Origin of the sequence: Marinobacter sp. Arc7-DN-1, from assembly GCF_003441595.1 — a bacterium.
Taxonomy (GTDB): Bacteria; Pseudomonadota; Gammaproteobacteria; order Pseudomonadales; family Oleiphilaceae; genus Marinobacter; species Marinobacter metalliresistant.
On record NZ_CP031848.1, the window covers coordinates 1,313,342 to 1,327,984 of the forward strand.

At 57.4% G+C, this 14,643-nt stretch carries 12 protein-coding genes; 5 read left to right on the forward strand and 7 right to left on the reverse strand.

Going from position 1 to position 14,643, the window contains the following annotated elements; genetic code table 11:
• Window positions 1-5 precede the first annotated feature (5 nt).
• Both motB and motA read right to left on the reverse strand, forming a co-directional pair.
• On the reverse strand, window positions 6-965 hold the full coding sequence (motB, locus tag D0851_RS06115; RefSeq protein WP_117617830.1) for a flagellar motor protein MotB: 960 nt from the start codon (window positions 963-965) through the stop codon (window positions 6-8).
• 32 nt (window positions 966-997) lie between these two features.
• Complete coding sequence (gene motA, locus D0851_RS06120; RefSeq protein WP_117617831.1) at window positions 998-1,849, reverse strand: flagellar motor stator protein MotA; 852 nt, start codon at window positions 1,847-1,849, stop codon at window positions 998-1,000.
• Between the two features lie 174 nt (window positions 1,850-2,023).
• On the opposite strand from motA, the gene asd reads away from it, so the two are divergent.
• Complete coding sequence (asd, locus tag D0851_RS06125; protein ID WP_117617832.1) at window positions 2,024-2,896, forward strand: archaetidylserine decarboxylase; 873 nt, start codon at window positions 2,024-2,026, stop codon at window positions 2,894-2,896.
• A gap of 17 nt (window positions 2,897-2,913) precedes the next feature.
• On the opposite strand, the gene epmA is transcribed toward asd, so the two are convergent.
• Window positions 2,914-3,882 (reverse strand): EF-P lysine aminoacylase EpmA, encoded by a 969-nt coding sequence (gene epmA, locus D0851_RS06130; protein ID WP_117617833.1) that lies wholly within the window; start codon window positions 3,880-3,882, stop codon window positions 2,914-2,916.
• A 7-nt stretch (window positions 3,883-3,889) separates the two neighbouring features.
• Entirely contained in the window at window positions 3,890-4,465 is a 576-nt protein-coding gene (efp, locus tag D0851_RS06135) for an elongation factor P (RefSeq protein WP_117617834.1), read from the reverse strand.
• A 45-nt stretch (window positions 4,466-4,510) separates the two neighbouring features.
• Between efp and epmB the strand changes: the two genes are divergently transcribed.
• The 3 genes from epmB (at window position 4,511) to D0851_RS06150 (ending at window position 9,857) form a co-directional block, all read left to right on the forward strand.
• Window positions 4,511-5,551: an EF-P beta-lysylation protein EpmB gene (epmB, locus tag D0851_RS06140; protein WP_117617835.1), complete on the forward strand. Its 1,041-nt coding sequence runs from the start codon at window positions 4,511-4,513 to the stop codon at window positions 5,549-5,551.
• A gap of 222 nt (window positions 5,552-5,773) precedes the next feature.
• The gene (locus tag D0851_RS06145) at window positions 5,774-7,579 is read left to right on the forward strand and encodes a GTPase (protein ID WP_117617836.1); all 1,806 of its coding nucleotides are present in this window, start codon (window positions 5,774-5,776) and stop codon (window positions 7,577-7,579) included.
• Window positions 7,580-7,772: 193 nt separating this feature from the next.
• Window positions 7,773-9,857 (forward strand): EAL domain-containing protein, encoded by a 2,085-nt coding sequence (locus tag D0851_RS06150; protein WP_117617837.1) that lies wholly within the window; start codon window positions 7,773-7,775, stop codon window positions 9,855-9,857.
• Between the two features lie 11 nt (window positions 9,858-9,868).
• Here the strand turns inward: D0851_RS06150 and serB are convergent, their stop codons facing one another.
• Window positions 9,869-11,101 (reverse strand): phosphoserine phosphatase SerB, encoded by a 1,233-nt coding sequence (serB, locus tag D0851_RS06155; RefSeq protein ID WP_117617838.1) that lies wholly within the window; start codon window positions 11,099-11,101, stop codon window positions 9,869-9,871.
• Window positions 11,094-13,403: a DNA topoisomerase IV subunit A gene (gene parC, locus D0851_RS06160; protein ID WP_117617839.1), complete on the reverse strand. Its 2,310-nt coding sequence runs from the start codon at window positions 13,401-13,403 to the stop codon at window positions 11,094-11,096. The genes serB and parC overlap by 8 nt, the downstream gene beginning before the upstream one ends.
• Before the next feature lie 275 nt (window positions 13,404-13,678).
• On the opposite strand from parC, the gene D0851_RS06165 reads away from it, so the two are divergent.
• On the forward strand, window positions 13,679-13,936 hold the full coding sequence (locus D0851_RS06165) for a hypothetical protein (RefSeq protein WP_117617840.1): 258 nt from the start codon (window positions 13,679-13,681) through the stop codon (window positions 13,934-13,936).
• Between the two features lie 113 nt (window positions 13,937-14,049).
• On the opposite strand, the gene D0851_RS06170 is transcribed toward D0851_RS06165, so the two are convergent.
• Window positions 14,050-14,631 (reverse strand): YceI family protein, encoded by a 582-nt coding sequence (locus D0851_RS06170; protein ID WP_117617841.1) that lies wholly within the window; start codon window positions 14,629-14,631, stop codon window positions 14,050-14,052.
• Window positions 14,632-14,643 lie beyond the last annotated feature (12 nt).

The following is a 14,643-nucleotide window of genomic DNA, read 5'->3' on the forward strand; positions in this document are numbered from 1 at the left end:
CTGCCCTACCAGTTCAGCTCGCCCGGTGCCGGCTGTTCTTTTTCCTTGCGCCATTCCCCACTTTCAAGCCGCTCTCGGGCGGCTTCCTGCTCTGCTTCTGACGGGCGGGTAAGATCGATCAGGGGCTCATCGGTACGGCCCGCGCTGCTCTGGATGTTGTCTACGGTTTTCTTGTTCAGAACGATAATGGAAATGCGGCGGTTCACCGGCGCGGTCGGGTCTTCCTGATCGAACAGCACGGAGTCGCTCAGCCCTACCACCCGGGCAATCTGTTCCCCCCGAACCCCGCCAGCAACGAGCGCCCGGCGGGCTGTATTGGCGCGGTCAGCCGACAGCTCCCAGTTGGTGTAGCCCGGCCGGCCACTGAACGGTGCCGAATCGGTATGCCCTGTAATACTGAGTTTGTTATCGACGGAACCCAGCGTCTTGGCCAGTTCAAACAGGATATCCTGAGAGTAGTATTTAAGCTCGGCGCGGCCGCTGTCGAACATGGGGCGGCCTGACCGGTCGACGATCTGGATGCGCAGGCCTTCATCGGTAATGTCGATCAACAGCTGGTCCTTGAACTCCTGCAGGGTTTCGTTCTGCTCGATGCGTTCTTTCAGCTCCTGGAATAACTCCTCCATACGACGCTGTTCGAGGGTTTCCGAGAGCTCGTCCACGACCTGGTCTTCGATCTGAATCTGGCTTGATTCGATATCGGGACTCGCCTCGTTTATGACCGAAGCGCTGCCCTCAAGATCCACCGGGTTCGGTGAGCCACCCTCGGTAAATCCTACCGGATCACGAAAATAACCTTCCACGGCCAGCTTTTGTTCAGGAGACGCCGTCGCGGTCAGCCAGAGCACCAGGAAAAACGCCATCATTGCGGTAGCGAAATCGGCAAACGCAACTTTCCAGGAACCACCGTGGTGCCCGGCTGCGACAACCTTTTTGCGTTTGATTATGATCGGCTGTTCTTCCACGATTCGGCTCCGGAGATCAGTTGCAGGCGGTATTACTTGGAACGAACGTGATCGTTCAGTTCCTGAAAACCGGGACGCTTGTCCGTCGGCAATGCCTTGCGACCGAATTCAATCGCCATCTGGGGCGCTTGCCCCGACACTGTGGCTACGATGGCCGACCTTACGCATTCGTAGGCCTTGAGTTCGTATTTGGCGGCGTGTTCCATGGCAATGGACGTGGGGCCGACGAAGCCATAACCCATGAAGATACCGAGAAAGGTACCAACAAGCGCCGCGGCAACACTCAGGCCGATCTTCTCAGGCCCCTCGCTCATGAAGTTCATGGTGATGACAATGCCAAGAACCGCGGCAACAATCCCGAGGCCGGGCAGCGCGTCCGCAATCTTGTTGACGGCGTGCGCAGACTCTTCGATTTCGTGCTGGCGACTGTCGATCTCGTTTTCCATCATGCCTTCCAGCTCATGGGCCGCCATGTTGCCAGAGCTGATAATACGCAAGTAATCGGTAATAAATGCCTGCAATTCTTTTGACTTCATGATGGCAGGGTAACGACTGAAGATCTGGCTGGACTCGGGATTATCGATGTCTTCTTCTATTGCCATAACGCCCTGCTTTCGGGACTTGTCAAAAATCTCGTAAAGCAGGCTGAGAAGATCCATGTAGAACGATTTATTGTAGGGCGAACCGGTAAGCAGCTGAAAGCCGCGGCTAAACGTTTCCTTCAGGGTATGCATGGGGTTGGCAATGATGAATGACCCCAGAGCCGCGCCAAAAATTATCAGCACTTCTGTTGGCTGCCACAGCACCATGAGGTTGCCGCCATGGAGAACAAAGCCAGTAAATACACTGGCAATAACAATAACCGCACCGATGATCAGTAACATGGTAACTAAGCACGCCTTATGTTCTTGGTTATCGGCCGGAGCCGGAAGTCTTCACGCAAAAGGTGCCCTGATAATAGCAAGCCCCCCACAGAACCGCGAAGCCACGAAACAATTTCTATACAGGTCGCAGTCTTTGTTAAACTTCGCGCCTTTGAGCGCAAAGGATCACTATTCATGTTCGACAAGCTTTTTGTTCTGAGCCAGTACATCGCCCCGCAACGGGCGATTTCCCACCTGGCCGGTCGTCTGGCCGACGATGACCGTTCCCCCGCGCTCAAGAACCGGGTGATCCATTGGTTTATCGGCCGCTACGGGGTAGACATGAGCGAAGCCGCCGAGCCGGATCCGGAAGCCTACCCGAGCTTCAACGCTTTCTTCACCCGGGCACTGAAACCGGGTATCCGACCACTGGCCGAAGGTGAAGAAACGCTGGTCAGCCCTGTTGATGGCGTGATCAGCCAGCTCGGCCAGGTAACTGGCGACCGGATATTCCAGGCCAAGGGCCAGTCCTTCAGCCTGAGCGAGCTGCTCGGCGGAATTGAGAAAACCACCGCGCCGTTTGCGGGGGGCGAATTTTCGACCATCTACCTCTCGCCCAAGGATTACCACCGGATCCACATGCCCATGGCCGGCACCCTTCGGGAGATGATCCACATTCCGGGCAAGCTGTTCTCGGTAAACCCCGTGACCGCTGAAAACGTTCCCAACCTGTTTGCCCGCAATGAGCGCGTTGCCTGCATCTTCGACACTGACGCAGGCCCCATGGCCCTGGTACTTGTGGGCGCCATGATTGTGGGCAGCGTGGAAACCCGCTGGGCGGGGGTCGTGGTGCCGGGCAGCAAAGGGGTTACCGCAACTCATTACGAAGGCGAGCAGGCCGTGACGTTTGCCAAGGGTGAGGAAATGGGCCGCTTCCGGTTGGGCTCGACCGTGATCATGGTAATGCCCAAGGGTGCAGTCAGTTGGAACAGTGATCAGATCGCCGGCAAGACCGTGCGCATGGGCGAGGCCTTTGGCACACTATCCCGGACACACTCTCCCGTGTAGGAGAACGGCTTTCCGAATCATGCCCGCTCAAACGGAAATGCCAGCACCTCACGTATGTCCCCGGCGCCCAACTTGATCATCAGCAGGCGATCCAGCCCGAGCGCCACCCCGGAACACTCGGGCAGCCCCAGCCCGAGGGCTGCAAGAAAAGCCTCATCCAGCGCCATTTCCGGCTTCCCGGACCGTCGGCGCTGCTCATTATCCGCTTCAAAGCGGCGACGCTGTTCCCGTGGATCCGTCAGCTCCCAGTAGCCGTTGCAAAGCTCAAGGCCATTTATGTAAAGCTCGAACCGGTGCGCGGTTTCATGGCCATCCGACACGGAGACACGAGCCAGGGAGGCCTGAGCGGCCGGATAGCCAGTTATGAATACCGGCCGTTGCGTACCAAGGTTCGGTTCAACCGCAAAACTCATCAGCAGGTCCAGGCAGCCATCGCGCCCCAGGTCCGCCAGCTGTTCCGGTTCCAGCCACTGCTCGCAGCGACGCATCAGCTCGCGGTCCGTGGCCTCAAAGGGGTCGATATTTGCCCACCATTCCATCGCGTCCCTGTAACGGATGACCTCCGGCGGCCGGCAACCAAGCCAGCCACATACAAGGTCTGAAACCTCGGCCATCAATGCCACGTCGTCAAACCCTTCGCGATACCATTCCAGCATGGAGAACTCAGGGTTATGGCGTCGCCCAAGCTCGCCATTACGGAACACCCGGGAAACCTGATAAACCGAGCCGTAGCCCGCAGCCAGCAGGCGCTTCATGTGGTATTCAGGGGAGGTCTGTAGCCAGCCGCCGGTTCGGGCGCCGGCGGATACGTGCGCCTGAATGCCGTCCAGATTCGGATCGGTGACACCATGCTGCCCGAGAATCGGTGTTTCAACTTCCAACACCCCTCTTTGCGCAAAAAAGCCGCGCACAAACCCCAGTTGTTGTGCACGGCTTTTCAAGGCAGCCTGCGAGGCAGAGGGCTGCCAGACAGGTTCTTTGGTCATGTCAGGGTTAACTGCTCTTGACCCGGTTGACGTACTCTCCGGAGCGCGTATCAACCTTGAGTACTTCACCGGTGGTGATAAACAACGGCACATTGACCACGGCACCGGTTGAGAGGGTTGCCGGCTTGGAGCCACCCTGTGCCGTGTCGCCCTTCATGCCCGGATCGGTATCGACCACTTCGAGTTCAACGAAATTGGGCGGCGTAACCGACAGCGGCGCACCGTTATACAGGGTCACTGTGTAGACATCCTGCTCTTTCAGCCACTTCAGGGTGTCACCAACGGCCTTGGCATCAGCCGGGTACTGCTCGAAGGAGCCATCAGTAAGCATGAAATGCCAGAATTCCCCGTCGGTGTAGAGGTATTCCATATCCTGATCAATCACATCCGCCGCTTCCAGGCTTTCACCGGATTTGAAGGTGCGTTCCCAGACACGATTGGTCATGAGGTTACGCAGTTTGACGCGGTTAAAGGCCTGCCCCTTTCCGGGTTTTACGAACTCGTTCTCGAGCATGATGCAGGGGTCGCCATCAAGCAAAACCTTGAGACCACTGCGAAATTCGTTGGTAGAATATGAAGCCATGAAATGTCCACCTGACAAAATGCTGTTTAAAATTCAAAGGTCGCTATGATACAGCGAACCCCCGCCCATATAGAAGCCCACCTTTCTGACCAGGAGCAACGCAGCTGGCAGCAACTGCTCTCGGAGTCGGTCACATCGCCTGAAGAGCTGCTCCGGCGCCTGGGACTTCCTGACGAGCTGTGGCTTTCCGGCGCACGGCGGGGCCACCGGCTGTTTCCGATCCGGGTGCCGGAACCGTTCCTGGCCCGAATGGAAAAAGGCAACCCGGCCGACCCGCTGCTCAGGCAGGTGCTGCCACTTGAGGAGGAAACCGGCCATGTGCCGGGCTTTGTCAGCGATCCTCTGCAGGAGGCGGGCGCCATTCCGACCACCGGGCTGATCCGCAAATACCGCAGCCGGGCGTTGCTCATGGTCACCGGCCAGTGCGCGATCAACTGCCGGTACTGCTTTCGGCGGCACTTCCCCTATAACGAACAGCGTCTGAACCCGGAAGACCGACAACGTGTTATCGACACCCTGGCGGCCAGCCCTGAGGTGAACGAGGTCATTTTCAGTGGTGGCGACCCGCTGGCGGTCAATGACCGGCTTCTCGCCCAGTGGGCATCAGCGATCAGTGGCATACCTCACATTCGCCGCCTGCGTCTGCATACCCGCCTGCCCGTGGTGATCCCCCAGAGGGTTTGCGATGAGTTGCTGAAGTGGCTGTCAACAACGCCTCTGCAGGTGGTTATTGTTCTGCACATCAACCACCCGGCGGAAATTGATCCCCCAACCCGCCGGGCATTGGGCTATCTGAGGGCAGCCGGTGCCACGCTGTTGAACCAGAGCGTTATCCTCCGGGGCGTGAATGATCAAGCTTTTGTTCTTGAAGCCCTGAGCGAGGCCCTGTTCGATGCAGGTGTGCTACCCTATTATCTCCACGCCTTCGACCCGGTGGCCGGTGCGCACCATTACAATGTGCCCGATCAGGAGGCGAAGGAGCTAATGCATAAACTGCTGGGAAGGCTGCCCGGGTTCCTGGTGCCAAAGCTTGTACGTGAAGAGCCAGGAAAGGATAGCAAGACCCCGATCAACCTGTTCCCGTGACACGGTTCACGAAAAAGGCCTCAAAATCACTTGTCAAAGATTGTCAACTCGTGATCTTCTCGCTTTTTGAAACTGGTTTGCTACTTTAAAGTCCAGTAACGTTTAACGATAAAATATGTATTTACGGTGTTTTCCTGGCAGGCCGGCGGACAGCGATCAACCGCCAGCCGAGCAGGCCCAACCCCGGAATACCACCTGTGCTCCCGATATTGGCATGAATTCATGGAAGGTATGACCCTGAAACCAGATCTCCGCGTTCCCGAACAGAAAACGGCCAGCCTGTCGTTCTGTGACACAACGCCCAAAGCATTCAGGATCTGGACGGACCAGCTGCCGATGGCCAATATCGGTGAGGTATCACGGCAACTCTACCATGCCATCATTGAACTGAATCATCTGTTCCTGGCGCCGCATCTACGGATGCAATTTCTGGAAGTCATCCGTGAAAAAATTCACTTCGTCTGCAACGAACTCTCGCGACACTATCTGGGTCTTGCCGTCGCGCTTCCCGAAAAACAACGGAAAATCGCCAACCTGTCACAGGCACTGCAGTTACATCTGGCGGGTGGGTACAAGCTGTGCGTTCTCGAGTTCATTGACACCGGCGGGCTGGAAAAAAATCGCAGGCAGATTGCCAACGCCACTCACAGAGCCATTTACGAACTGGCAGCAACCATTCTGAGATCGCACCAGCTTTACTGCCCCAGCCCGGCCCGGAGCTGGCTCGAATGCCACCGCCTGTTCCGCTTCGCCTACCGCAACAAACTGTCCGTCATGCAGGTTGAAGACGACACCCTGCAACACCGCCGCACCAGTTCCGTTGCCGACAGCTATAAACGCATTCTGCTGCTCGGCTGTGCCCGGCCAAACCAACTCAGGCAGTCAGAGCTTCTCCAGGTGTACGAGTTATTCGAGTCCTGGACAGATCACACACGTTGCGGGCCGGACATCGGCGATGACAGCCTGTTCGTCGTCAATATGGAAACGGATAATCCGCCGTTCTATCGCAGCCTGCTTGACAGGAACCCGGGCGATGACAGCTTCGGTTTCGACACCCGCGAGTTATCGTCCATGCTTTCGGACACACTGCATGCCCGCCGGGAACACAAAGAAACCGACCATGAGCTGACGGTTCCGGCGAAAGTCAGCGATACCCTGCTTACGCATCTCAGCCAGGCGCTGGGCATTCTCGCGAAAAGAAACTTCAACCGTATTGCCAGCCAGGGATCCCTGGAAGTCTGCGTGGGCCTGACGGCCGCGCACTATTTTATTGCCGGCGAGAAAACCTTCACCGAATTCGTGAACGGCAATGACAGTAGTCATCAAGACGAGGAGAACCCGTTTATCCGTGCCTCGCGGCAGAAGCAGGACGCCTGGTCGGGCGCCCATGATGCCGAGCCAGGCGACGACAGACTTCTTTCGGCCGATACCCCGATTAACTTCCGCGGCAGGTACGGCAACGCTCAGGGTCCTGGTATTGACAAAAACCGCCCAAAATCGCACCACTCTTTTCTGATAAACACGAGCCCGGGCGGTTACTGCGTCGCCTGGGAGAGCAACGTGCCCCCCTCGCTTCAGGCCGGCGAGGTGCTCGGAGTCCGGGAGCAGAAAAGCCACCCCTGGAGCGTCGCGGTTGTTCGCTGGATTCGCCAGATCAAAAACCACGGCACTCAGGTGGGCATAGAGCTTCTTGCGCCCAGCGCTTCGCCCTGCGGCGTTCGCCTGATCCAGAAAGTAGGCAACAGCAGCGAATATCTCCGGGGCCTGCTATTGCCGGAAATCAGCGTGGTGAATCAGTCGGCTACTCTGATTACACCAAGGTTGCCGTTCCAGTCAGGCAGCCGGATTTCATTACTCCACGACGGTCGGGAGGACCCGGGGCAGCTGTCGCGCAAAGTATCCTCCACAGGCAGCATTAGCCAGTTTGAACTCAAGTTACAGAATGCCGCAGCACTGACCACCGGCACACCGGTGGCACCGTCCCGCGCCAGTGAGGATGAGTTCGACTCCCTCTGGCCATCGTTATAATCTTGCCAAACTGAGACGCCGGAGCCCCGGAGAGGGTTGTTATTGAACCGCAACCCCTGCATCATTCAGCGATAGTGAATGACCGGCCTTGCGACACCCGCAAACCGTTGACTGCAAGTTACTGTATTCAAACAGATCGCAGACTGCTAACGGTGGCCGCCTCCGCCAATGTGTATCACGAGACGTCTTACGAATGCAGAAAAAGAACGCGACCGTACACCTGCTGATTCTTGACCCATCTCAAAACGATGCCGAATCGCTGGTCAGCCTGCTCCGTAACTCAGGCAAGGCCACCAGGGCCCATCGCATCACTTCCGAGGAAGACCTCGAAGAAACCCTGAAAGCGGGTAACTGGGACCTGCTCCTGGCCCGTGATCTGGACCAGGAATTTTCGGCCGACGATGCGCTGGCCATGATCCGCCGGATGGACAAGGACATTCCGTTTATTCTGCTGACCGAGCAGGAAAGTCGCGAACGTACGGTAGCGATGATGAAGGCCGGCGCACAGGACACCGTACCGTTTGAGTACACGGATCTCCTGGTGCTGGTGGTTAACCGCGAACTGGCAGCCCTTGGTGAACGTCGCCGGCGCCGGGTGCTGGAATCCCACCTCAGGGAGGCGGAACAGCGCTGCCAGTTACTGCTCGAAAGCTCCAAGGACGCGATCGCCTACATTAATGATGGCATGCACATCTACGCCAATCAGTCCTATATGGAGTTTCTTGGCTACGACGATATCGATGACCTTATCTGCATCCCGGTACTGGACACCCTTACCCCGGAAAGTCAGGACACGTACAGGGAGTTCATGAAGTCCTTCGCTGAAAAGGGCGAAGATGGCATGACCATGAACTGCACGGCACGCCGCAGTGACGACCACGAACTGAATGTCACCATGTCGGTTTCCGCGGCAACCTATGATGGTGAGGCCTGCACCCAGATTGTGCTGCAGCCGGAGCACAGCGATGCGGAACTCGAAGAAAAACTGCGCCAGATCAGCAGCCAGGATCTGCTGACCGGTCTTTATAACCGCCAGTACCTGATGGATGCACTCGCCGAAGCGATCTCCAATGCCGGCAAGCACAACGAAACCGGTGCGCTTGCCTATATTGCCCTGGACAACTTCATGAACATGAAGAGCCAGGTGGGCATATCCGGCGCGGACCTGCTACTTGGCGATCTGGCTAACCTGCTCAAGGAGCAGGCCGGAGACGACCTGGCCCTCGCCAGACTGAGTGACGACGCCTTCAGTCTCCTGTGCCAGCCCTGCGATGAAAAAGCCATGTCTGATCACTCCGAGCGCATCCGCAAGGCAGTTGAAGACCATTTGTTTGATATCAATGGCCGCACCGTGCAACTCACCGTGAGTATCGGGGTTGCCGCGATTACCGAGAACTCGCCAAAGGCCGAGGAGTTGATGGCCCGGGCCCACATGGCGTCCGCTGAAGTCCGCAAACTGGAAGGCCATGCCCAGGGCAACGGTGTCGTAGCCTATAACCCGGCGGACTTTGAAACACTGGATGAGAGCAATTCGGTGGAGGCCATTCAGAAAGCCCTGGAAGAGAACCGCTTCCGCCTTCTGTTCCAGCCGATCATTAACCTGCGCGGAGAAGGCGAGGAGCATTACGAAGCTTTCGTGCGGATGCTCGACAAGGACCACAAGGAAGTCTCACCCTATGATTTCCTGCCGCCGATGGGACCGATCGACACCGCCATCAAGATCGACCGCTGGGTGATCCTGCAGACCATCAGGCAGCTTTCCAGTCACCGCTCCCGGGGGCACGATACCCGCCTGTTCCTGAACGTAACCGCGGAAACACTGCAGGACCAAACCTTCACCCCCTGGCTCAGCGTCGCCCTGAAGGCAGCGCGGTTGCCGGGTGATTCACTGATTTTCCAGATCCGCGAAGGCGATGCCAACAACTACATGAAACAGGCCAGGGACTTCACCAAAGCCGTTCATGAACTCCACTGCAAGGTTTCCATCGCCCAGTTTGGCTGTGCCCTCAACCCGTTCAACACGCTCAAACATATCGATACAGACTACGTAAAGATTGATGGCTCCTTTACGGAGGAAATCCAGAAGAGCGATGAAGCCAAAGAACAGGTGAAGGCGATGGTCAAGAGCCTGCAGAATAGCGGAAAGCTGACGATCATACCGCTGGTGGAAAATGCGGGTGTTCTCGCCACCCTCTGGCAGGCAGGTGTTAACTACATCCAGGGCTACTACCTGCAGGCCCCGGTTCCGGAAATGAACTACGACTTCGGCGACAACTGAGCCGGACCGGCTCAGAAGTCTGCCTGATCGAGCCCCTGATTGGTTTCGCTTTCCCGGAAACCAATCAGGTACAGGATCGCATCCAGCCCGAGTGTCGAGATGGAGTGACGGGCCGATTCCTTAACCAGGGGCTTGGCCCGGAACGCAACACCCAGCCCGGCCTGGCTCAGCATCGGGAGGTCGTTGGCGCCATCGCCCACGGCTATAACCTGTTCCCTGGAGATGTGCTCTTTTTCAGCAATTTCCAGCAGCAGTTCGGCCTTACGCTTGCCATCGACAATCTGCCCGGCGACCCGGCCGGTCACCTTACCGTTCTCGATTTCCAGCTCGTTGGCATAGATGTAGTCGATCCCCAGCTTGCGCTGCAGATGGCGGGCGAAATAGCTAAACCCGCCAGACAGAATCGCGGTCCGATAACCCAGGGCCTTGAGGCTGAGAATGAGGTGCTCCGCCCCTTCGGTCATGCGCAAACGATTGGCAATACCTTCCAGTACTGATTCATCCAGTCCTTTGAGCAGCGCCAGGCGCTCGGCAAAGCTCTGGCTGAAATCCAGCTCGCCCTGCATGGCCCTTTCGGTAATTTCCGCCACCTGCGCCCCTACTCCCGCTTCCATGGCCAGCTCATCGATCACCTCGGCTTCGATCAGCGTGGAATCCATATCGAAGACCACCAGACGGCGGTTGCGCCGGAAAATCGAATCCTCCTGGAAGGCGATATCCACATTCATTTCACCGGCAATATGGAGGAAGTCCGCGCGCAATTGCTCAAGGTCCGAAGGCGTGCCACGAACCGAGAACTCCACGCAGGCGATCCGGTTATCGGAGGCGTTCAGTGATGGCCTCGCAGAAAGCCTGGAGATGTTGTCGATGTTCAGCCCATGGCGAGCTGTAATGGCGGATACCCGGGCGATCTGTTCGGCCTTGATGTCCCGGGAAAGCAGGGTCACGATGTAACAGGCGCGATTCCGGGCCGCAGCCCAGGACTGGTATTCCTCAACGGTGATCGGCGCAAACCGGACTTGCAGATCAAGGGCGTGGAGCCGGAACAGCAGGTCCCGGATGACCGGTGAGGATTTGGATTCATCCGGAATATCGATCAGGATGCCCCAGGTGAGATGATCGTGAATCACCGCCTGGCCGATATCGAGAATCCGCACATCATAGCGCCCCATGATGCCGGTGATTTCCGATGTGAGGCCGGGCTTGTCCCGCCCGGAAACATTGATCAGTACCAGTTCACCCACGTTCGGCCCCCTCACTTTCGGAACTCGCCTCTTCCTGAGCCCGGGCGGCGGAAGGAATCACCTCAATGGCGTCGACCCGCTGCAGGCCCCGGGGCAGTTTGTGGCCACGACGCCCACGCTCGCCGAGATAGTGCTCGAGGTCGCTGAATTGCAGCCCCATCTTGCGTTTTCCGGCCCGGATCTCGAGCTGGTCATCCTCGGCGAACACCGCAATCGAGACCACGTATTCTTCCCGGTTCTGAACCCGTGCAGACGGTATACTGATGATCTTGTTACCCTTGCCCTTGGCCAGTTCCGGTAACTCACTCAGCGGGAACACCAGCATCCGCCCCTCGTTAGACACAGCCCCCAGATACAGCGTTTTTCCGGTGGCCGGTATGACAACAGGAGGCAGGATCTTCGCTCCCCTGGGGACACTCACCACCGCTTTGCCGTTGCGGTTTTTGCTGATCATGTCGTTCAGTGACGTCACGAAACCATAGCCGCCGTCAGTGACCAGCAAGGTCTTGCGAGACGGATCTCCCATCAATAGTCCCGAGAACGTGGCACCAGAAGGCGGATTGATCCGGCCGGTTAAAGGCTCGCCCTGCCCCCTGGCCGACGGCAGGCTATGGGCCATCAGCGAATAGGCGCGTCCGGTGGAATCCAGGAAGATCGCCTGCTGGTTGGTTCGCCCTCTGGCCGCCAGCGCAAATCGGTCGCCGGCCTTGTAACTCAGGCCTTCGGGCTCGATGTCGTGGCCCTTTGCGGCGCGAACCCAGCCTTTATCAGACAGCACCACTGTGACCGGGTCATTCGAGATCAGATCCACTTCACTGAAGGCGCGGGCTTCCTCTCGCTCGACAATCGGAGAGCGACGGTCGTCACCAAAGTTTTCGGCGTCCGCCTTCAATTCGTTCTTGATCAGTTCCCGCAGACGATCTTCGGAGCCAAGAATCGACTGAAGTTCATCCCGCTCCGCTGACAGCTCATCCTGCTCACCGCGGATTTTCATCTCCTCAAGCTTGGCCAAATGACGAAGCTTCAGTTCGAGGATGGCCTCGGCCTGGTCTGCAGACAACCCGAAGCGGGCCATCAACTCGGCCTTGGGCTTATCTTCGTTGCGGATTATCTCAATAACCTCATCAATATTGAGATAGGCAATCAGCAGGCCTTCGAGGAGGTGCAGACGCGCCAGGACTTTCTCAAGACGATGCTCGAGACGACGGATAACGGTGGCCCTGCGGAATGTCAGCCATTCAGTCAGAATCTGATGCAGGCCCTTAACGCCCGGCCGGCCATCATTGCCGATCACATTGATATTCACCCGATAGGTCTTCTCAAGATCCGTGCTGGCAAACAGGTGTGCCATCAGGCCATCGAGATCCACCCGGTTGGAGCGGGGCACAACGACCAGACGGGTCGGATTTTCGTGGTCCGATTCATCGCGGAGGTCTGCCACCATCGGCAGTTTTTTGGTCTGCATCTGATGGGCAATCTGCTCCAGTACCCGGGCGCCGGACACCTGATGCGGCAGATCCGTCACCACAATTTCGCCGCTTTCACGAATCCAGCGGGCACGCATGCGAAGCGAACCGCGGCCGGTTTCGTACATCTGCCGGATATCCTTGCGTGGGGTAATAATTTCCGCATAGGTGGGGAAATCCGGCCCCTTGATGTGTTCGCAGAGCTCATCAACGGTTGCATCGGGCTGATCCAGCAAACGGATGCAGGCGGCGGTGACTTCCCGCACGTTGTGGGGCGGAATATCGGTGGCCATACCAACGGCAATGCCGGTAGTGCCGTTCAGGAGCACGTGAGGGAGCCTGGCAGGCAGCACCGAGGGCTCATCCATGGTGCCATCGAAATTGGGCACCCAGTCCACCGTGCCCTGGGCAAGCTCGCCCAGCAGCGCTTCGGCAAAAGGCGCCAGACGGGATTCGGTGTAACGCATGGCGGCAAACGATTTGGGATCATCCGGCGAACCCCAGTTGCCCTGCCCGTCTACCAGTGGATAACGATAGGAGAACGGCTGCGCCATCAGCACCATGGCTTCATAACAGGCGCTGTCACCATGGGGGTGGAACTTGCCCAACACGTCACCCACAGTTCGGGCAGACTTCTTGTACTTGGACGTGGATTTCAGCCCCAGCTCGGACATCGCGTAGACAATCCGACGCTGTACCGGTTTCAGCCCGTCACCAACATTGGGAAGCGCCCGGTCAAGAATGACGTACATGGAATAGTCGAGATAGGCCTTTTCCGTGTAATCCCGGAGCGATACCCGCTCAAAGCCTTCATCCGTTGTCTGAAACTCTGGCATGGATGCCTCTTTTGCCTGTATTGCCTGATTTGAATAACGCCAGTGATGCTACTCCCTGCGCCTGAAATTATCACCGGCGCGAGGGAGGCCACATTATATGGAGCGCAGCGCCGATACACCAACAACCTGCGGATTTATTGGCCAAAACCGGCGATTTGTCGCAGCGGGGACTGATTCCAATAGCGGAATTCCCGCATGGAGAGTCTGTAACGTGCACCGTATGCTCGCCAACAGTGAATAGAAGACCGTTTTACTCATCTGACAAGCGGAACACTATGAAACCCAATATCAAAGCCTGCGGGCAAGCCATGGCCACGGCCCTGGTCAATGCGGTTCTGGCAGTGGCGCTGATGCTCCTCGTGGAGTTTGCAATCAGTGGCAGCTTCCAGGTCCCCGAGCCCTATCTTTGGGCGGGCTTGCTGATCTGGCTGGTCATCTTTGCGGGACAGTTCTGGCGCCAGCGCCACCTCTGCAAGTCGTGTGAACCGACACGCGAATCGCACGACCCGTCACACGGTAAGTCTACGCTTTGAATCATTCCCCTTACTCAGAAATGGACGGGGACTCAGGAAGGAAATGAAAAGCCTGGCAAAGCAGGTTCCGGGTATATACCCGGAACCTGCTTTGCCAGGGTGAGCCAGGCCGCCTACTGCCGGATACCTTCGACAGAAATGATCATCTCAACAGTCTCGGAGACCTTTCCAAGATCCATCGGGATTCCGAAATCTTCCAGACGAAGCTCGGTTTCGGCTTCAAAGCCCATGCGGTAACCACCCCAGGGGTCTGCACCGTGGCCGACCATTCCAGCATTCAGCGTCACTTCTCTGGTAACGCCACGCAGGGTCAGGTCGCCAATGATGTCGGCGTCACCCTCACCATCAACCACCACCCGCTTGCTCTTGAATGTGGCCTGCGGGAACTCATCAACGTAAAGGAAGTCTTCGCTGCGCAGATGCTTGTCACGCTCGGCGTGGTTTGAATCAACGCTGCCGGTGTCGATGGTGACATTCACAGAGCTGTTTTCCGGGTTTTCCGCGTCGTACACCAACTGGCCATCAAAATCATTGAATCGGCCATAGAGCCAGCTGTAGCCGAGGTGTGAAATCCTGAAGGTAATGAATTGATGGGTGCCCTTGGTGTCAAACGCATAGGTGCCGCTGTGTTCATCGGCATGAGCTACGCCCGCAAGTGCCATCGATACAGCGGAAGCAAGCAGAGCTTTTTTCATGGTTATCTCCCT